This is a genomic window from Roseovarius sp. 10 (genome assembly GCF_033100315.1).
Taxonomy (GTDB): Bacteria; Pseudomonadota; Alphaproteobacteria; order Rhodobacterales; family Rhodobacteraceae; genus M30B80.
The window spans coordinates 90544-108605 of the sequence record NZ_JAWLVH010000002.1 but is presented as its reverse complement, the minus strand read 5'-3'; the positions used below and the strand labels follow the sequence as shown (position 1 = coordinate 108605).

18 protein-coding genes are annotated in these 18062 nt (G+C 56.1%); 11 read left to right on the top strand and 7 right to left on the bottom strand.

The window, feature by feature from the left end; genetic code table 11:
• Position 1 precedes the first annotated feature (1 nt).
• The 5 genes from RYZ18_RS07765 (at position 2) to mgtE (ending at position 5663) form a co-directional block, all read left to right on the top strand.
• Complete coding sequence (locus RYZ18_RS07765) at positions 2-706, top strand: cell wall hydrolase (protein ID WP_317656000.1); 705 nt, start codon at positions 2-4, stop codon at positions 704-706.
• Between the two features lie 115 nt (positions 707-821).
• Entirely contained in the window at positions 822-1748 is a 927-nt protein-coding gene (locus RYZ18_RS07760) for a dihydroneopterin aldolase (RefSeq protein WP_317655999.1), read from the top strand.
• Between the two features lie 50 nt (positions 1749-1798).
• The gene (gene folP, locus RYZ18_RS07755) at positions 1799-2818 is read left to right on the top strand and encodes a dihydropteroate synthase (RefSeq protein WP_317655998.1); all 1020 of its coding nucleotides are present in this window, start codon (positions 1799-1801) and stop codon (positions 2816-2818) included.
• 4 nt (positions 2819-2822) lie between these two features.
• Positions 2823-4166: a phosphoglucosamine mutase gene (gene glmM, locus RYZ18_RS07750; RefSeq protein ID WP_317655997.1), complete on the top strand. Its 1344-nt coding sequence runs from the start codon at positions 2823-2825 to the stop codon at positions 4164-4166.
• A gap of 108 nt (positions 4167-4274) precedes the next feature.
• Entirely contained in the window at positions 4275-5663 is a 1389-nt protein-coding gene (mgtE, locus tag RYZ18_RS07745) for a magnesium transporter (protein ID WP_317655996.1), read from the top strand.
• On the opposite strand, the gene RYZ18_RS07740 is transcribed toward mgtE, so the two are convergent.
• From RYZ18_RS07740 to RYZ18_RS07725, 4 genes are all read right to left on the bottom strand, one after another.
• The gene (locus RYZ18_RS07740; RefSeq protein WP_317655994.1) at positions 5660-7402 is read right to left on the bottom strand and encodes a hypothetical protein; all 1743 of its coding nucleotides are present in this window, start codon (positions 7400-7402) and stop codon (positions 5660-5662) included. The two genes, mgtE and RYZ18_RS07740, sit on opposite strands and share 4 nt — an antisense overlap.
• 129 nt (positions 7403-7531) lie before the next feature.
• Positions 7532-8125 carry a hypothetical protein gene (locus RYZ18_RS07735; protein WP_317655993.1) on the bottom strand — a complete coding sequence of 198 codons (594 nt, stop codon included), beginning with the start codon at positions 8123-8125 and terminating at the stop codon, positions 7532-7534.
• A gap of 123 nt (positions 8126-8248) precedes the next feature.
• A complete protein-coding gene (locus RYZ18_RS07730; RefSeq protein ID WP_317655991.1) occupies positions 8249-8572 on the bottom strand; it encodes a hypothetical protein in 324 nt (107 codons plus the stop codon).
• 451 nt (positions 8573-9023) lie between these two features.
• Positions 9024-10316 carry an O-acetylhomoserine aminocarboxypropyltransferase/cysteine synthase family protein gene (locus RYZ18_RS07725; RefSeq protein WP_317655989.1) on the bottom strand — a complete coding sequence of 431 codons (1293 nt, stop codon included), beginning with the start codon at positions 10314-10316 and terminating at the stop codon, positions 9024-9026.
• A gap of 161 nt (positions 10317-10477) precedes the next feature.
• On the opposite strand from RYZ18_RS07725, the gene RYZ18_RS07720 reads away from it, so the two are divergent.
• From RYZ18_RS07720 to RYZ18_RS07710, 3 genes are read left to right on the top strand one after another with little or no spacing between them, the layout of a single operon-like run.
• Positions 10478-10855, top strand: coding sequence for an NADH:ubiquinone oxidoreductase subunit NDUFA12 (locus RYZ18_RS07720; RefSeq protein ID WP_411567097.1), 378 nt, complete (start codon positions 10478-10480; stop codon positions 10853-10855).
• Positions 10856-10894: 39 nt separating this feature from the next.
• A complete protein-coding gene (gene mlaD, locus RYZ18_RS07715; protein WP_317655987.1) occupies positions 10895-11347 on the top strand; it encodes an outer membrane lipid asymmetry maintenance protein MlaD in 453 nt (150 codons plus the stop codon).
• Between the two features lies 1 nt (position 11348).
• Positions 11349-12026, top strand: a complete 678-nt coding sequence (locus RYZ18_RS07710; protein WP_317655985.1) for a DUF2155 domain-containing protein — start codon at positions 11349-11351, stop codon at positions 12024-12026.
• Here the strand turns inward: RYZ18_RS07710 and aat are convergent.
• The 3 genes from aat to accB all read right to left on the bottom strand — a co-directional run bounded on the left by aat (position 11990) and on the right by accB (position 14584).
• Entirely contained in the window at positions 11990-12646 is a 657-nt protein-coding gene (aat, locus tag RYZ18_RS07705) for a leucyl/phenylalanyl-tRNA--protein transferase (RefSeq protein ID WP_317655984.1), read from the bottom strand. The genes RYZ18_RS07710 and aat overlap by 37 nt on opposite strands.
• A gap of 74 nt (positions 12647-12720) precedes the next feature.
• Positions 12721-14073, bottom strand: coding sequence for an acetyl-CoA carboxylase biotin carboxylase subunit (accC, locus tag RYZ18_RS07700; RefSeq protein ID WP_317655983.1), 1353 nt, complete (start codon positions 14071-14073; stop codon positions 12721-12723).
• 13 nt (positions 14074-14086) lie between these two features.
• Positions 14087-14584, bottom strand: coding sequence for an acetyl-CoA carboxylase biotin carboxyl carrier protein (accB, locus tag RYZ18_RS07695; protein ID WP_317655981.1), 498 nt, complete (start codon positions 14582-14584; stop codon positions 14087-14089).
• Positions 14585-14914: 330 nt separating this feature from the next.
• Here accB and RYZ18_RS07690 point away from each other — a divergent pair, with 330 nt between their 5' ends.
• The 3 genes from RYZ18_RS07690 (at position 14915) to RYZ18_RS07680 (ending at position 18019) form a co-directional block, all read left to right on the top strand.
• Complete coding sequence (locus RYZ18_RS07690) at positions 14915-16240, top strand: aspartate aminotransferase family protein (RefSeq protein WP_317655980.1); 1326 nt, start codon at positions 14915-14917, stop codon at positions 16238-16240.
• 77 nt (positions 16241-16317) lie between these two features.
• Positions 16318-16599: a hypothetical protein gene (locus RYZ18_RS07685; RefSeq protein ID WP_317655979.1), complete on the top strand. Its 282-nt coding sequence runs from the start codon at positions 16318-16320 to the stop codon at positions 16597-16599.
• A gap of 64 nt (positions 16600-16663) precedes the next feature.
• Positions 16664-18019, top strand: coding sequence for an XRE family transcriptional regulator (locus RYZ18_RS07680; protein ID WP_317655978.1), 1356 nt, complete (start codon positions 16664-16666; stop codon positions 18017-18019).
• The last annotated feature ends 43 nt before the right edge of the window (positions 18020-18062 follow it).

The window sequence follows — 18062 nt, the reverse complement described above, 5'->3', positions numbered from 1 at the left end:
AATGGGTTTCAAACAGGCATGCGCTGCGATTGCGGCCTCCTTGTTATTTATGTCACATGCCGCCTTGGCGGAAACGTCCTCAATCTATGATGGGGATTATCCCGTTGTTATGTCATCTTCGCAGCCGCAAGCGGGTTCGATGGAATTGCGCCTATCGTCTTTGATGTTTGATGAGCGCGCTGCGTTGCGCGGCATCAGCCCCTCACAAGTTGCCCGTTTGGGTGCGGCTGTGCGCTCCCCCTTTGGTCGAAATGGGGCGCCGCGTCAGATTTATAACGAAGCCCAATTGATGTCCTTGCCCCGTCCACGCAGTAACGCGCAGCATCGATGCCTCACCGAGGCGCTTTATTTCGAGGCGCGCGGCGAGCCGATCCGCGGTCAATATGCCGTGGCCGAAGTGATTTTGAACCGCGTGGATAACGACAATTATCCAGATAACATTTGCGATGTCGTCTATCAAAACGCACATCGGCACTTGGCCTGCCAATTCACCTATGCCTGTGATGGCATCCCCGAAAATGTGACGGATCGTGCCACATGGGACCGCCTGTCGCGCATCGCCCGTTTGATGATGGATGGCGCGCCGCGCACCCTCACCTCGGGGGCTACGCATTATCATGCGGATTATGTCCATCCTGACTGGGCGCGGGTTTATCCGCGCACTGCCACGATTGGGCAGCATCTGTTCTATCGTCAGCAATATTAATCGCAGCGCAAGAACGGGTCGCTGATAGCGCGGGTTGCGGCGGTTTTGACGCCTGTCTTTTGCTGTGTTTTGGGCTATGCAACCTGCAAAAAGACGATCACGAAAGCCTACGCCTATGACGGATGATATTCGACTTGCTTTTGCCCACCCGTCCGAGCGGGCCAAGGCGACCGCCACAGATGCCCCGCTTGATCGTATTTCGATGTCCAATCATGAGCGGGATGTTGAAATCGGCGCCTTTCAGGCCGAGCGCGGGATTTTGCAGCGTATCCGTTTTAATGTGGTCGTAGAGGTGCGCTCTCAGGCGGAAAGCGCCGAGGATGATGTGGATCGCATTTTGTCCTATGACCGCATTGTCGAGGCGATTGATGCCGAGCTTGCGCAGGGCCGTGTCAATTTGCTGGAAACGCTCTCGGTGCGAATTGCAGAGCGGGTCTTGAGCCACCCATTGGCTGCGCGCTGTTTCGTGCGAATTGAGAAATTGGATCGCGGGCCCTATGTTTTGGGGGTCGAGATTATGCGCGAAGCAGAGGCCAATCAGCGCCTTAGTCTTCTTGCGGATGATGGCCCGCATCCTTTGATCGTGTATTTGGCCAATGATGCAATTGCGCGCCCTGATTTGGCGCAGCTTCTGGATCACCTTGAGCAGGCAGGTGCCCCTGTCATTCTGTGCGTGGGCAGCACGGGCTTGGCGCAGCCTCAAGCCCGCCACGGCCTGCCGCAGCGGCGGATTGATCTGTTGGATATGGAAAAGAACGCTTGGGTCTTGGCCTCTTGCGATGATCGCTGTGTGGTGGTGGACAGTCGCACAGAATTAGACTGGGCCATGCGGCAAGGGCAAATTTCGGTTTGGGCCCCCTCAAAACTGGTTTTGGACAGTGCCGAACCACCCAAAGGGGCAAAAGTGACGGGGGAGCAATTGGCGCTGTGGTTGGCCGAGCAATTTGAGGCGCAGCGTATTGTTTATTTGGGCGGCCACCCGCCGTTGAAATCGTCTATCCCAGTGCAGGCATGGCCGTTTGACGTGATGCCTGATCTCTAATCTGGGCGGTGACCTTGATGGACGCTGAGCCACAGGGTAGGGCTAATCCTATGACTGATTATTATCGCCCCATACCCGTTACGGGCCCCGCGATCGGGCCTGAGGCCGTGCCCCTTGCAGGGGGTTGGTGCCATTTCACGCATGTTGAGCGGTTAAACCGCACGGGCGCGCGCGAGATTTTGCCCGCCGCAGACTTGCCCGCGGCATGGCGCGCGCCTTTGACGGCAGCGCGTGGTGATTTTGCGACTGTGCCTATGGGGCGCCCAAGCCTTATGGGGATTTTGAACCTCACCCCAGACAGCTTTTCCGATGGCGGGCGGCATGAGGACATCCAAGCCGCGCTGGAGCAAGCCCATCGTCTTGTGGCGGAAGGCGCAGATATTTTGGATTTGGGCGCAGAAAGCACCCGGCCAGGCGCCAAAGAAGTGCCGCAACAACAAGAAATCGCGCGCCTGATGCCTGCGCTGGAGGCCTTGCGCGGCTCTGGCGTGATCTCGCTTGACACACGCAAGGCCGATGTGGCGCGTGCGGGCCTTGCTGCGGGCGCGCAGGTGATCAACGATGTTTCGGGGCTGCGCTTTGATACAAATATGATTGAGGTTCTGCGCGAGAGCCGCGCGCCCGTGATCCTGATGCATTCGCTTGGCACGCCTGAGACCATGCAAGATTTGGCCTCCGATGCCTATCAAGATGTCGTTCTCGATATCTACGATGGGCTTGCTGCGATGCGCGATCAGGCGCTTTCTGTGGGGCTGACGCATGACCAAATCCTGCTTGATATTGGGGCGGGCTTTGGCAAGACCTTTGCGCAAACCCGCGCGTTGTTGCGTGACATCAGCCTGTTCCACGGGCTTGGCTGTGGGTTGCTTTTGGGCGTATCGCGCAAAGGGTTTGTGGGCCATGTGACGGGGATCAAACAGGCAGATCAGCGTGATGCCGCATCGGCGGCAATCGGCCTATGGGCCATATCGCAGGGGGTTCAGATGCTGCGTGTCCATGATATAGCCGTGCATCAAGCGATGATTTCTGCCTATATGGCAGCAAGCGGTTTGACCCTTGGGGAGGGGTAATAAAATGGCACGAAAATTATTTGGCACAGATGGGGTGCGGGGTCAGGCAAACAGCTATCCCATGACCGCCGATATGGCGCTGAAATTGGGGGCGGCGGCGGGGCGCTATTTCCGCCGCGATATGGAGCGCGGCCATCGTGTTGTGATCGGGAAAGACACGCGCCTGTCGGGCTATATGTTGGAAAATGCGCTGACGGCGGGCTTCACCTCCACGGGCATGGATGTTCTGTTGCTGGGGCCTGTGCCAACCCCTGCTGTGGGCCTTTTGACCCCCTCCATGCGGGCGGATGTTGGTGTGATGATATCCGCAAGCCACAACCCCGCCTCAGATAATGGGATTAAGTTTTTTGGCCCTGATGGATTCAAACTGTCAGACGAGGCAGAGGCCGAGATCGAAGCCCTTGTGTTTGGGGATATTCAACCTGCACAAGCGGGCAATATCGGGCGCGCGCGGCGCATTGATGATGGTCGTTTCCGCTATGTCGAACGCGTCAAAGGCACATTCCCCCACGGTCTAAGCCTTGAAGGTTTGAAGGTTGTCATCGACTGCGCCAATGGTGCCGCATATCGCGCCGCCCCCGAAGTGCTTTGGGAATTGGGCGCCGAAGTCGTGGCGATTGGCGTGAGCCCTGATGGGTTCAATATCAACGAAAATGTCGGGTCAACAAAGCCGCAAGCCGCGATTGCCAAGATCAAGGAAACAGGGGCCGATGTGGCCTTGTGCCTTGATGGCGATGCTGATCGCATTGTGATCATTGATGAGGCGGGCCAAGTTGCGGATGGGGATCAGATCATGGCGCTGTTGGCGGCGCGATGGGCGGATGAGAACCGTCTCAAAGGTGGTGCATTGGTGAGCACTGTGATGTCAAATTTGGGATTGGAACGGTTTTTGGGCGGGCGCGGGATTGGCCTACACCGCACGGCTGTTGGGGATCGCTATGTTGTCGAGGCGATGCGCGCAGGTGGCTACAATCTTGGCGGTGAGCAATCAGGCCATATCGTCATGAGCGACCATGCCACCACGGGTGATGGGTTGATGGCAGGTTTGCAATTCTTGGCTGAAATGGTGCGCCAGAACAAACCTGCAAGCGCGCTTGCCCGCAGCTTTGATCCCGTTCCGCAGATGTTAGAGAATCTGCGCTTTTCACCCGACAAAGCCCCGTTAGAGGCAGCATCCGTCAAGGCCGCCATCGCCGAGGCAGAAGCCCGATTGGGGCAGGCGGGGCGTATTTTGATCCGTAAATCAGGCACAGAACCCCTTATTCGCGTTATGGCCGAAGCCGAGGATGAGGGGCTAATGGCGGCTGTGGTGGGGGATATTGCAGCGGCCATTCGCGCCGAGCTGTAACCCCGCGCTGACTGTCCCTTTTGGGATTTTTCGCAAAACCACCTTTTCAGATCGGCTTTGCAATGTCATACCCCGCGCAACGCCTGATCTTGTTGCGCGAGGTGGATCATGTTGGACGAACAAGACCTCCATCTAGATGATGATCGTGACGCTTATGCGTTGGACGATAGTTTGCGCGCGCAATTGCGGCGTGCGGTTAGTGCCGAGGATGTAGACGCCATCGATGCGTTGATGGAGCCGCTACACCCTGCTGACATCGCTGATATTCTTGAACAAATCTCCAGCGGTGAGCGCGCAGCCCTTCTGGCGCTTTGGTCGCGAGGGATTGATGGTGAGGTTCTCTCTGAACTTGATTGGTCAATCCGCGAAGACATTTTGCCGCTTTTGCCAAGCGATGTTCTGGCCGATGCTGTGCGCGAGTTGGACTCGGATGATGTTGTTGATCTGGTCGAAGACCTAGAAGAAGATCAGCAAGGGGCCATTCTTGGCGCGCTTGACGATGCGGATCGGGTCGCGGTTGAACAGGCGCTGAGTTTTCCAGAAGGGTCTGCTGGGCGTCTTATGCAGCGCGAGGTGGTGCGCGCGCCCGAACATTGGAATGTCGGGCAGATGATTGACTATCTGCGTTCCGAAAAAGCGGAATTGCCCGAACAATTCTATCACATCATCCTCGTGACCCCTGCGATGAAACCTGTGGGTTATGTCTCGCTTGGGCGGTTGTTGTCGAGTGCGCGGGCAACATCATTGAAGGACATTCTGGAAGACAGCTTTCGCACCATCCCTGCCAAGCAGGATGAGGATGATGTCGCCTACGCCTTTAACCAGTATCACCTGATCTCTGCGCCCGTTGTCGATGATGATGGGCGATTGGTGGGCGTGATCACCATTGATGACGCGATGAGCGTTCTTGATGAGGTCAATGAAGAGGATTTGCGCCGCCTTGCAGGTTTGGGCGTGGATGAAAGCCTTAGCGACACGACCTTTGAAACTGTGCGTCAACGTTTTCCTTGGTTGTTTGTCAATTTGGGCACGGCGATTTTGGCCTCGGTGGTGATTGCACAATTCGAAGCGGTGATTGCGCAATTGGTGGCCTTGGCCGTGTTGATGCCGATTGTCGCCTCTATGGGCGGCAATGCCGGAACGCAAAGCCTTGCCTTGGCTGTGCGTGGGCTTGCAACACGCGACCTCACCTCCGCCAACCTGTGGCGGGTTGTAATGCGTGAGGCGGGCGTGGGGGCTTTGAACGGTTTCGCCTTTGCCCTTGTGATGGGCATTGTGGGTTATGTTTGGTTCGATTCCGTTCTCTTGGGCGGCGTGATTGCAGGCGCAATGGTGGTTAATCTTGTTGTGGCGGGATTGGCGGGGATATTGATCCCCGTTGCGTTAGAACGCTTTGGCGCGGATCCTGCGCTCGCCTCTGGCACATTCGTGACCACGGTCACCGATGTTGTGGGCTTCTTCGCCTTTCTTGGCCTCGCAGCACTTGTCCTGATTTAGCCGTTTGGCACCTCTAGCGTGATGTTTTCGCCGTCCTTGATGTATTGAAGGCTGTCATCGCCAATCGCGGCGACCCGCCCCCCGTCAAGACGATCTCCAACTTCGACCGTAACAAACCGACCCGATGGCAGGCGCACCAAGGCGCGGCGGCTGCTCGAAGGGCCAGTGACACCAATCAAATTCGTGTCGCGCAAATTTATGGCATTGCGATTGGTCGCGGCGCGGGTCACCCGTTCGCCGGATGGGGTGTCGGTGCTGACGGCGGCAATTTCCGCCTCAATTTCCTCATCTGCGCCTGATTGTGCCGCAGCCTCTGCAGCAACACCATTTGGTGCAGCGGCGCTTGCAGGTGTTGCAGCGGCCACCACCGCCTCAAAGCCCGAGGGGCGGGCCTGTGGCAAAAGCGAACGTGCGACAGCCAAATTGCTGATCAAGGCCTGATTGGCGCTGCGTCCTTCACTGACGGCGAGGGCTGCTGCCTCGGCGGCGCGGGCCGCTTCGGCAATTTCTTGAAGCGATGCAGGGCGCAGTTGCGGCGTGATGCTGCTTAATTCGCTGCGCGTAAAGCCGTTTAATTGCTGGCGCTCAAGGATTTCTGCGAAATTCTCAGGTCTGAGGCGCGGCAGTGTGGCTGCCAATGTTTCGATTTGTTCAAGCCGTGCTGCACGGGCCGCCTCTAGGATGGCATCGGGGCGCGGGATTGCCGCAACGGGGGGCGCCGCATCAAAGACCAATACACCATCGGGGTTCAACGCCCCCTCAGGGGTTGGATCGACAAGACCCGCGCTGTTCAAAACGCTGCCCGCGCCAAAGGGGATCGGCGAGAGGATTGGCGGCGGGGCATCATCGCCGATACCGCCCAAGGGGGGGCGTAGGGCCAGTGCATCTTGTTGGGTCAAGATCGGGTCAATCGCGGCAAGGATGGTGCCGTCACGCCGTGGCCTTGGCGCAGTCAGGGTAGGCGCTGTCGCCATAAGTGCCACATCGGGCGCAGGCAGGCCGCTTGCCGCAGGCGCGCTTGGGGCTGGTTCGGTAACTGTGGGCGTTGCTGCGACAACAGCGGGGGCTTCAGGCGTCACATCCTGCTCTGGGACAGAAGGCATCAGGAGAAATGCCGCAACAATCACGGCAAGCCCCCCGCCAAGACCAAGGGCCATTCCTTTGCGAAAACGCGGCACGAAGAGCGCGATGTCCTCCAGGCGAATTTTGCGCTTGGGGGCAGGAATGGTCGCAAGGTTTTGCACATGCGGTGTCGGTTTGGGGCGCTTTGCCAAACGAAAGATGGGCGTTCCATCATAATCATCTGGCAGTGTTTCCACGGTCAATGCCACAGCCGTGATCCCGTAGGATTTTATAAACTCTTGCGCGGCTTGGATGGTTTCCGCTGCAATGGCGGCGATTTGGATCACGGAATCCGTGCGCAGCCAATCATATTGCAATTCCGACAATTCATAGGGGGTGAGGCCATCCAGTTTAGCCTCGACTGCGCGCCGCTCAGCGGCGGGGGTGGCCTCATCAGGGGCTTCGCAGCTTGTAAACAGAACTTGCTCGCGCGGGACAATCACCAAAACTTGGGCGTTGTCTTTGGCCTCAATCAGAGATTTCATCTGCGCGAAAGCGGCGCTGAGATCCTCTGCATCTGGCGCGGTGCGAACGACTACCTCCCACGCATCATCAGAGCGGCGTGAAGCAAGGCTAATGGCCTCGGGCGACAGGTGTAGCGTGAACTCCGTGCTCAAAATACCGATGCGCTTCTCGTTAAGTGGGCCAAAGGGGAGGTATTTTTCCCTCCTTGCGCCCAACTCTATACGATAGTTGCAGGGGGCATAAACCAGATAAGCGCTATATTTATAAAAATTTGAACGAGATCAGCGCCATTGCTCGTAGGCGCGTGTCAGGGCCAGGGCGATCAACAGCACACTCATCAGCAGGCATGCATCAAACAGTGCGACAGCCGCCAATTCAAAAAGTGCTGAAAGCCCAAATTCTGCGTTGGGCGCTATCACCCATGCACAGATCATCAAAATTGCACTACTTGCGATAGTAACGGGTGGTAACACCCGCCATGACTGGCGCTGTGCCACTGTGATATAGTGCCCCAAGAAGGCCAGCAGTTTGAACGCGAGAACGGGCACCGTGAGCCCGATCATGCCCAGTAAGAAAAGATGGGCATCATTTTCGGTGTCGTAGATATATACAGTCAGCGCGATACCTGGCAGGCCGTAGAGAAGCCCAGAATGTGAATAAAGCCAAGCGGTCAGAACTTTGGCGATGGTTGCAAAGCCAAAGAAGATCAAAACGGACCCCGTGGCATAATGGAGGGTCGCATTGGTTTGGCTCATCAAGCCATGATTGATCAGCGCGGCACCCAACAGGGCTGAGGACACGAAAAAAGCGGTTTTCAGATGTGAAACAGCGCGCAGGAACGCAGGTCCCGCAAGACATTTAAACCATTTAACCACGCGGTTGACTCCTTTGGAGGTGAGAGCCCGCTCCGAACTACGATAATCAATCTTAAGGTCTTGTTGTGAATCAAGACCTATTACTCATGCCTAAAGATTGCAAGTGCTTATATTTGACTGTTGTCAATCGTCACGCTGCAAAAGACGGGGCCAATGCTCTGTCTTGCGATAATGTTTGGCGCGACTGTCAGAATTCAACTGTATAAACCCCTTTTTCATAAGAGATTTCAGCGCACGATTGAATGTGGCTGTGGGGACGTCTCGCATCAACGGATGATTGTGGATTTCTGCAGATGTTAAAATCTCGTCCGGATTTTCAGCTAAAAGGTCGGTCGCGTATAGAAGATCAAGTTCTACTTTGGGCAGCGAGACGAGACCCAAGTCCCGCTCAAGCGACGCCAAAAGCTGGCGCATGCGCGACAACACATTGAGCGAGCTTTGATCCACGCTTAAACTCCGTAATAACTGACCGCGCGGTTATACCAATCTCGCCGCTAAGCCGCTCATATCTCATATCTATATGTAACTATAATTCATATATGTTTCCCAAATGCAACGCCTTCTCTGCATTGAAATTCATAAAAAATAATCAAAATGATTGAAAACGAGCGCCCGATGTGTCACATGCGATTCACGGGGAAATCTCAGACCTGAATTCTTGATGCAAGCACCTTAGTCGGGTGTATCAATTTGGGACTTTTCCGCAGATATTCGAACACCCCTCCTGCAGCTGGCCAATCTTGCAGGTTGGGTGCGGGCTACTCCGTAACCCCATCGTAGCCCGGGGCAGAGGCCAGTCCCCAGTTTAGCAGCCGACACTGGCCTCTGCCCGAACCTATCAAAAACCCCCATCCAAATCTGTTTGGACGGGGGTTTTTCTTTTTCAGTGGCGCAAGGTTTACGCGGTTGCTTTGGCCAAGGCCTGATCAAGATCGGCAATCAGATCATCTGCATCTTCAATCCCAATGGAGACACGCACCACATTAGGTGCTGCCCCCGCTGCTTGTTGCTGTTCTGGGGTCAGCTGGCGGTGGGTGGTTGATGCTGAATGAATGATCAGCGAACGCGTATCGCCCAAATTGGCGACATGGCTGAACAGCTCAAGACTATCTACCAGTTTCACACAGGCCTCATATCCGCCTTTCACGGCAAAGGTGAATAATGCGCCCGCACCTTTGGGGCAGATATCCTTGACCCGCCCATGATATGGCGAGGATGGCAGACCCGCATAGGTCACGAAATCAACGCGGGGATCCTTTTCAAGCCATGCAGCGATTTTCGCGGCATTCTCAACATGGCGCTGCATCCGCAGCGACAAGGTCTCAATCCCCATCAGCGTGTAATGCGCCGCTTGCGGGTTCATGGTCATCCCCAAATCGCGCAAGCCAATCGCGATTGAGTGGAAGGTAAAGGCCATCGGCCCCAACGCCTCGTGGAATTTTAGGCCATGATAGGCAGGTTCCGGTGCCGAGAGCGAAGGAAATTTATCACTGGCTGACCAGTCAAATTTGCCGCTATCAACCACACAGCCGCCTGTGACAGTGCCATTGCCTGTGAGATATTTTGTGGTGGAATGCACAACCAATGTCGCGCCATGTTCAATTGGGCGGCAGAGATAGGGGGTTGCAGAGGTGTTATCCACGATCAAGGGGATGCCTGCGCCATCTGCGATATTCGCAATGCTGCGCAGATCGGTGATATAGCCACCCGGGTTTGCGATGGCCTCGCAGAACACGGCGCGCGTGTTATCGTCAATCGCCGCTTTCACCGCGTCAAGATCATCGAAATCAACAAATTTTGCAGACCACCCAAAGCGTTTGATGGTCTGGCTGAATTGGGTGACTGTGCCGCCATAAAGGCGCGTAGAGGCCACGATGTTGCAGCCTGGGCCCATGAGCGGAAACAGGGCCATGATCTGCGCCGCATGACCAGACGAGCAACAAACCGCACCAACACCTCCCTCTAGGGTCGCGATCCGCTCTTGTAGCACAGCGACTGTGGGGTTGGTCAGGCGCGAGTAAATAAAGCCGACCTCTTGCAAGTTAAACAGACGCGCCGCGTGATCAGCATCTTTGAACACATAGGCCGTGGTTTGATAGATCGGCGTTTGGCGTGCGCCGGTTGCAGGGTCTGGATGCGCACCTGCATGGATCTGCAGCGTGTCAAATTTTAGGCTTTTGGGGTCGGACATGGCGTTTTTCTCCTCGCGTGTTTCCCTGAGGGTTATGTTTAGGGCGCTGGCGTGTGCAAAACAACATCTGTCGCAGTTGTTATTGGCATTGCCCCTAGACCTTAGCGGCGTGTTGCGGCATTAGAAGACAAAACGACACGCGATTTAGTTTGGAGATTGTCATGCTCTCATTCCTGCTGCGCCTTGTGACTTGGTGGAATGGTCAGACGGTTGGAACGCAACTCTACACTTGGCGGAAGGGCCAGAAGGTGGGTGAGGATGCGCAGGGCAATGTGTTCTACCAATCCCGCGATGGCAAACGCCGTTGGGTGATTTTCAATGGCGAGGCCGAAGCCAGCCGCATCAGCCCTGATTGGCATGGCTGGTTGCATCACACATGGGATAAATCCCCTGCCGATGCGCCGCTTGCGCGTAAAGCGTGGGAAAAAGAGCACGAAATGAACCTGACGGGATCAGAAGCGGCCTATGCGCCTGCGGGTTCGTTGCGTCAGGCCGCACCAGTCGCGCGCAAGGATTACGAGGCATGGAGCCCCGAATAAGCCTGTGCGCTTTTTTGGCAGCATGAGAGGGGTTCCGTGATGGCCGAAAATAGATTGAGCGAAATTTTGGTCGGCGGTGCGGTCTTGGCCGTAGCTGCGGGGTTTCTGCTCTATGCCGCTGAAATCGGCGGGATCGGGCGCAGCACGGGGTCAAGCTACGAGGTATCGGCGCTGTTCCGCTCTGCAGAAGGGATCGGGATTGGCACAGATGTGCGCCTTGCGGGCGTTCGGGTTGGCACTGTCAGTAGCCTCAATCTTGACCCTGCCACCTTCCGCGCAGAAGCGACCTTGAATATCCGTGACGATATTCTTTTGCCTGATGACAGCATTGTTAGCATCGCCTCAGAGGGGCTTTTGGGTGGGTCATTTGTTGACATCCAACCGGGTGGTTCGCCGTTTAACTTGGCCGCTGGGGATGAGGTGTTAAACACACAAAGTTCGGTCAGCCTTGTGACCTTGCTGATGCGCGCCTTCTCGGGATCTGGGCAGTAACATGCGGGCGCGTCTGGCGGGATTGGCGTTGATATCAGCCATTTGCGTAGGCCCTGTGAGCGCGCAAGATCAATCCTTGGGTTTGAATGGGCAAGTGTCCGCCGATGGCATTGTTGTGATCCCGATTGATCCTTTGCCGCTTGATACTGGTGCAGAGACAAGCCGCCCGCAAACCTTTGGTGAAGGCAGCCTTCCTCTTGGCAGCGGCACAGTTATCGCGCCTGCCCCCGCTATGGGGGAGGTGGCGCCTGTGATCGTGCCGCAAGAGGAAAACGGGGATGTGACCCTGACCGATAATGGCGATGCGGGGCAATCGGGCGTCCTCTTGGAAACAAGCCCCGCTGAACCTGATTTGGGCGGCGTGACGTCTATCACAGAAATCGCAACAGAAACGGGGTCAGGGGCGCTGTTGCGCGCCTTGGACAAAACCTTGGCGCAGTCGCGTGATTTGGAATTGGCGACTGGGGCCGCGGCGCGGCTTGGCCGTATCACGGTTGAAATGGTTGAATGCCGTTATCCTGAGGGTGACGCCAATTCAGATGCTTTCGCCCATATGCGCATCACCGACACCGATGGGCGGGCCTTGTTTGATGGATGGATGGTGGCCTCTAGCCCCGCGCTGATCGCCTTTGATCACCCGCGCTATGATGTATGGGTGTTGCGCTGTAGCACATCCTGAGGGGTGAATAGGGCCCCGCCCGCCATGAAATCTGCCTGTTTCTCAAGCGCCGCATCAAGCCGCTTGCGATAGTCGATGCGCGAGATCTCGATAGCACCTAAACGGATCAAATGGGGCGTGGTAAATTGCACATCAAAGAGCGTGAACCCGCCTGCATTGAGGCGCGCGACCAAATAGGCGAGCGCAATTTTCGAGGCATCACGCACCCGCGAAAACATACTTTCCCCAAAAAACGCAGCCCCAAGCGCCACCCCATAGACACCACCCACCAGATCACGCCCTTGCCACAGCTCAAGGGAATGGGCGAAGCCTTCCTCATGCAGCGCGCTGTATAAAGCGGTTATTTCTGCGTTGATCCATGTTTCATCCCGATCCGCACAGGCCGCCACAACACCTGCAAAATCACTATTGATCCTAATCTCAAACGGGTTTTGGCGGATCTTGCGCGCAAGGCTGCGGGATATGTGAAAGCCATCTAGAGGAATGATCCCGCGCCGTTTTGGCTCAACCCAAAATAGGTTTGGGTCATCGCGGCCCTCGGACATTGGAAATATGCCCGCTGCATAGGCTTGCAACAGAAGTTGCGGGGTAATTTCAAGGGCGGCTTGGGTGTCGGGCATGAATGAAATTTAGCATGATAAAGGCCAAAATGCTGCACGCATTTTGGCCTGTGATCTTTGATTTCGTGCTAGAATTAGGCCTTGCCGAAGGTTTCTTCCAGCCAATGTTCCAGCCAGTGGATGTTATATTGGCCTGTTTGCACCGCCTCTTGGTCGAGCAAATCGTGGAACAAGGGCACCGTGGTGTCGACACCATCCACAATCAATTCCGACAAGGCGCGCTTTAGGCGGGCAAGCGCCTCGGGTCGGTCACGGCCATGAACGATCAGCTTGGCAATCAAGCTGTCATAATAAGGCGGGATGCGGTAGCCATCATAAAGCGCGCTATCCATCCTTACACCCAAGCCACCTGGGGCGTGATATTGCGTGATCTTGCCGGGGCAGGGGGAGAATTGTGGCACTTTTTCCGCGTTGATCCGCACCTCAATGGCATGGCCGTTGATCTGCAAATCTTCCTGCGCAAAGCTGAGCGGCAGGCCCGCTGCCACGCGAATTTGCTCGCGCACCAAATCCACCCCGAAAATCCCTTCGGTCACGGGATGCTCCACCTGCAAGCGGGTGTTCATTTCAATGAAATAAAACGCGCCTTTCTCGTAGAGAAATTCAATGGTGCCAGCACCCTCATATCCCATTTTGGCAATCGCATTGGCACAGATCGCCCCGATCTCGGCGCGTTCCTTTTCGCTTATGCAGGGGCCTGGGGCCTCTTCGAAGACCTTTTGGTGACGGCGCTGCAGCGAACAATCCCGCTCGCCCAAATGAACCGCATTGCCCTTACCATCGCCAAATACCTGCACCTCAATATGGCGCGGCGTGGTGAGGTATTTCTCAATATAAACTGCGTCATTGCCAAAGGCAGATTTCGCCTCGCTGCGCGCCGTGCGGAATGCGTTTTCCAAGTCCTTGGCGCTTTGCGCCACTTTCATGCCGCGACCGCCGCCCCCTGCAGTGGCTTTGATAATGACGGGGTAGCCCATATCGGCGGCGACTTTCTTGGCCGCGTCCAGATCGGGAACGCCCCCCTCAGAGCCGGGGACGCAAGGAATACCAAGCGCCTTTGCCGTTTCTTTCGCGGTGATTTTATCGCCCATGATGCGGATATGCTCGGCAGAGGGGCCAATGAATTTGATCCCGTGATCCTCTACGATTTGCACGAAATTCGCGTTCTCGGAGAGAAACCCATAGCCAGGGTGAATCGCTTCGGCCCCCGTGATCTCGCATGCCGAGATGATAGAGGGGATCGACAGATAGCTGTTGGTGCTGGCGGGGGGGCCGATACACACACTTTCATCGGCCATGCGCACATGCATCGCATCAGCATCGGCGGTGGAATGCACAGCGACTGTCTCAATACCCATTTCGCGCGCGGCACGGATCACGCGCAGCGCGATTTCCCCGCGATTGGCGATGAGAATTTTTTTGAACATGCGGGCAGCCATCTTATTCGATGATCATCAATGGCGCGCCGAATTCCACGGGTGAGCCATCTTCCACCAAAATCCGTTTCACCGTGCCTGCGCGCGGGCTTGGGATTTGGTTCATGGTTTTCATTGCTTCGATGATCAAGACAGGCTGACCTTCGGCGACTTTATCGCCCACCGAGACAAAGGCCGCCGCGCCAGGTTCTGGTGCGAGATATGCGGTGCCCACCATTGGAGAGGTCAGCGCATTTGGGCTTTGGGTTGGGTCTTCGGCGGCGGCAGGGGCCGCTGCGGGTGCGGCGGCGGCAACGGGGGCCGCTGCAGATGGGGCTGCTGCAACTGGGGCAGGGGCCATTGCAACGGGGGCCGCATGGATTTGCCGCGCCACGCGCACATTCAGGCTGTCATCTTCGCCATACTCGCGGATAACTTCCAATTCGGTCAGATCGTTTTCGCGCAGCAACTCCGCCAAGGCTTTGATAAAGCCAACGTCACCGTCATGCGTATTCTTGCTCATGGATCCCTCGCAGATTATTCGCCCGCCTTTGGCTGAGCCCTTCGCTTATGTTTGCGCCCTAAATTGCCGCAAAATCAGAAGTTCTATATGCCACCTCGGCCAGAGTGGAAAGCACCAGATGGTCAAAAAATTATGCTTCTTTTGCAACGAATGCGCATTTCTTTCCTTATCTGTATTTGCATCTTCTGTGATAGGCCAGAACGATTGCGCATGCAATGATTGAGGATATGCGCATAGATTTGCCCCGTTCCCTCTTGCGCCACAGCCAATAAAGGCGTTCATATTCTTGGAAACGGAACTAGGGCGCTTTTGCCACGGGAGAGATGCATCATGGCTTTGGATCGGTCGAACACACCCAATGATCTTTCGGCATTTTGGATGCCGTTTACCGCCAATCGGCAGTTCAAGAAAGCGCCTCGGATGCTCGTCTCAGCCGATGGGATGTTCTACAAAACAGCGGATGGGCGCGATGTTTTGGATGGGACGGCGGGATTGTGGTGCTGCAATGCAGGTCATAATCGACCCAAAATTGTCGAAGCCATCCGCAAACAGGCAGGCGAATTGGATTATGCGCCTGCGTTCCAGATGGGGCATCCTGTGGCGTTTGAATTGGCCTCTCGCCTGCGGGATATGGCGCCTGCGCCTTTTGAGCATGTGTTCTTTACGAATTCGGGCTCTGAGTCCGTTGAAACAGCTTTGAAAATTGCGCTGGCCTATCAGCGGGCCATCGGCCAAGGCAGCCGCACCCGCCTGATTGGACGCGAGCGCGGCTATCATGGTGTAAATTTCGGCGGGATTTCTGTGGGCGGCATCGTCAATAACCGCAAATTCTTCGGCAGTTTGCTGACAGGTGTCGATCACCTGCCACATACGCATCTGGCTGAAAACGCTTATAGCAAAGGTCAGCCTGAGCATGGCGCGCATCTTGCCGATGATCTCGAGCGGATCGTGGCGCTGCACGGGCCTGAAACCATTGCCGCCGTGATTGTCGAGCCTATGGCGGGCTCAACGGGTGTGCTTCTGCCGCCCAAAGGATATCTTGAGCGCCTGCGCGAGATCACCCGGAAACATGGCATTTTGCTGATTTTTGACGAGGTGATCACAGGGTTTGGTCGTCTGGGCTCGTCCTTTGCTGCGGAACATTTCGGGGTCATGCCTGATCTGATCACCTGTGCCAAAGGCTTGACCAATGGTGTGATCCCCATGGGGGCGGTTCTGGCCACAAAGGAAATTCACGATGCCTTTATGCAAGGCCCAGAACATATGATTGAGCTCTTCCACGGCTATACCTATTCAGGCAGCCCGATTGCCTCTGCGGCAGGGATTGCTACGCTCGAAACCTATACGGAAGAGGGCCTTTTCGAGCGTGCAGCCCAACTTGCCCCGTATTGGCAAGAGGCGCTGCATAGCCTGAAAGGCCTGCCGCATGTCAAAGACATCCGCAATATGGGTTTGATTGGTGCGATCGAGCTGGAGCCGATTGCAGGCGAGCCAGCCAAGCGCGCCTTTGCAGCCTTCCTTGACGCCTATGAAAAAGGCATCTTGATCCGCACCACGGGCGATATTATCGCCATGTCCCCGCCGTTGATCATTGAGAAATCGCATATTGATCAATTGATCGGAACATTGGCAGATGTGTTGAAAAAACTGCATTGATCTGATTTGACGAACAGCGGGGTGCGGCTGTGTGCTTGCCCATATAAAAACCAAATGCGCCATAGGGGGCCTCTGTCGTGATGATACTGAACTTCACTGGATCAAATCTGCGATTTGCAGCAGGGGCCGTGGCGATGGCCGCGTTTTTGACGGGTTGCGTCACAAGCCCGCCTGTGGATGACGAGGGCTATTTGGTTGAATTGCCAGAGGCTTTGGTCGAGTTGGCAGCGGATGGGCAAGATATTGGCCGCGTGCGCCTGATGGAAGATAACTGTTACTGGTATCTCTATAATGGCGTGGTCGAAACCACTTTGCTGCCAATCCTCACCGAGGAAGGGCGCATGATCTGCAACCAGTAGGGCAGGCGAGAGGCGGTTAGTAAATTCTTTTACAAGGCCGCCCAACTTGCGATAAGCAGGGAGTATGAGCCATGCTGACCTGCCCCCTACAACGAAAACCGCCGCCCTGCCTTCAAGCAGCGCGCTAACAGGCAGTCGTATCCGTCAACGCCGCAGTGCTTTGGGGATGCGGCAGGCTGATTTGGCGAAAGCGGTCGAGATTTCGCCCAGTTATCTCAATCTGATTGAGCATGGCCGCCGCCGAATTGGCGGTAAATTATTGGTCGATATTGCCCGCGCCCTATCGGTCGAGCCGACCGCCCTGTCATCAGGCGCGGACGCAACGGTTTTTGACGCGCTGCACAAGGCCGCGACAGATTTGCGCCCGAACCTTTTGGCTGAGCCAGAATTGGATCGCATTGATGAATTGTCTGGCCGCTTTCCAGGATGGTCGGGGGTTTTGACCTTGCAGCAGAAAAGGATCACCGCGCTTGAGGCGATGATTGATAGTTTGCAGGATCGTTTGGCCAATGATCCTGTTTTGGCTGAAGCCATGCATGAGATCCTCTCAAGCGTTGCGGCAATCCGTTCGACCGCTGATATTTTGGTGCGCGAGCCTGATCTCGAAACGCAATGGCGTGCCCGCTTTCATCGCAACCTCAACGAGGAAGCAGAACGCCTCTCGTTGCGGGCCACGCAAATGCTCAGCCATTTTGAGCAACAAGGCGACACAAATGAGGGCGCAAGTTCAACAGCGCAAGAAACGGTTGAGGCCATGTTTGACGCGGCAGGGCATCATTTTGCGGCGATTGAGACGCATGGGGTGGACGCGATAGACGCGGTGATTGCGCGCGCCGCTGGGATGGAGGATCGCACAGCGCGGGATTTGGCGCGTGCTATGTTGCAGGCCTATGCGCAAGATGCTGCGCGATTGCCCTTGGCGCAGTTTCAATCTGCCGCCAAATCCGTGGGCTATAGCCCGTCTCAATTGCTGCATCTAGGGCAGGGGGATGTGGCCTTGATCTTGCGCCGCTTGGCCACGCTGCCGCCTGACCCTGATATGCCTGAATTCGGACTTGCGATTTGCGATGCTTCGGGCGCGCTGATGTTCCGCAAACGTATTACGGGGTTTTCTATCCCGCGCTTTGGGGCGGGCTGCCCCTTATGGCCGCTATATACCGTGCTGTCGCGCCCAATGATGCCAACGGATGGGGTTTTGGAATTGCCCAACGGTTTGGCCTATCATGCATGGGCAGTGGCGCAACCACGCGGCGGTGCGGGGTTTGCAGCCGCGCCAATTTTGAATGCAACGATGCTTCTACGTCCTTTGCAGAACGCTGAGAATGCCCTGCCGCAAACCGCGCTTCCCATTGGGTCTGGTTGTCATGTTTGCCCGCGTGACGCCTGTGCCGCGCGCCGCGTGCCTTCTGTTCTGGCCTAGGGTCTTGATGCAGAAAGATTGACAAAAGCGGTGTCGCGGGGAT

Coding starts and splice junctions, on each gene's coding strand:
- RYZ18_RS07765 (WP_317656000.1), top strand. CDS start 2: ATGGGTTTCAAACAGGCATGCGCTGCGATTGCGGCCTCCTTGTTATTT.
- RYZ18_RS07760 (WP_317655999.1), top strand. CDS start 822: ATGACGGATGATATTCGACTTGCTTTTGCCCACCCGTCCGAGCGGGCC.
- folP (WP_317655998.1), top strand. CDS start 1,799: ATGACTGATTATTATCGCCCCATACCCGTTACGGGCCCCGCGATCGGG.
- glmM (WP_317655997.1), top strand. CDS start 2,823: ATGGCACGAAAATTATTTGGCACAGATGGGGTGCGGGGTCAGGCAAAC.
- mgtE (WP_317655996.1), top strand. CDS start 4,275: ATGTTGGACGAACAAGACCTCCATCTAGATGATGATCGTGACGCTTAT.
- RYZ18_RS07725 (WP_317655989.1), bottom strand. CDS start 10,316: ATGTCCGACCCCAAAAGCCTAAAATTTGACACGCTGCAGATCCATGCA.
- RYZ18_RS07720 (WP_411567097.1), top strand. CDS start 10,478: ATGCTCTCATTCCTGCTGCGCCTTGTGACTTGGTGGAATGGTCAGACG.
- mlaD (WP_317655987.1), top strand. CDS start 10,895: ATGGCCGAAAATAGATTGAGCGAAATTTTGGTCGGCGGTGCGGTCTTG.
- RYZ18_RS07710 (WP_317655985.1), top strand. CDS start 11,349: ATGCGGGCGCGTCTGGCGGGATTGGCGTTGATATCAGCCATTTGCGTA.
- aat (WP_317655984.1), bottom strand. CDS start 12,646: ATGCCCGACACCCAAGCCGCCCTTGAAATTACCCCGCAACTTCTGTTG.
- accC (WP_317655983.1), bottom strand. CDS start 14,073: ATGTTCAAAAAAATTCTCATCGCCAATCGCGGGGAAATCGCGCTGCGC.
- accB (WP_317655981.1), bottom strand. CDS start 14,584: ATGAGCAAGAATACGCATGACGGTGACGTTGGCTTTATCAAAGCCTTG.
- RYZ18_RS07690 (WP_317655980.1), top strand. CDS start 14,915: ATGGCTTTGGATCGGTCGAACACACCCAATGATCTTTCGGCATTTTGG.
- RYZ18_RS07680 (WP_317655978.1), top strand. CDS start 16,664: ATGAGCCATGCTGACCTGCCCCCTACAACGAAAACCGCCGCCCTGCCT.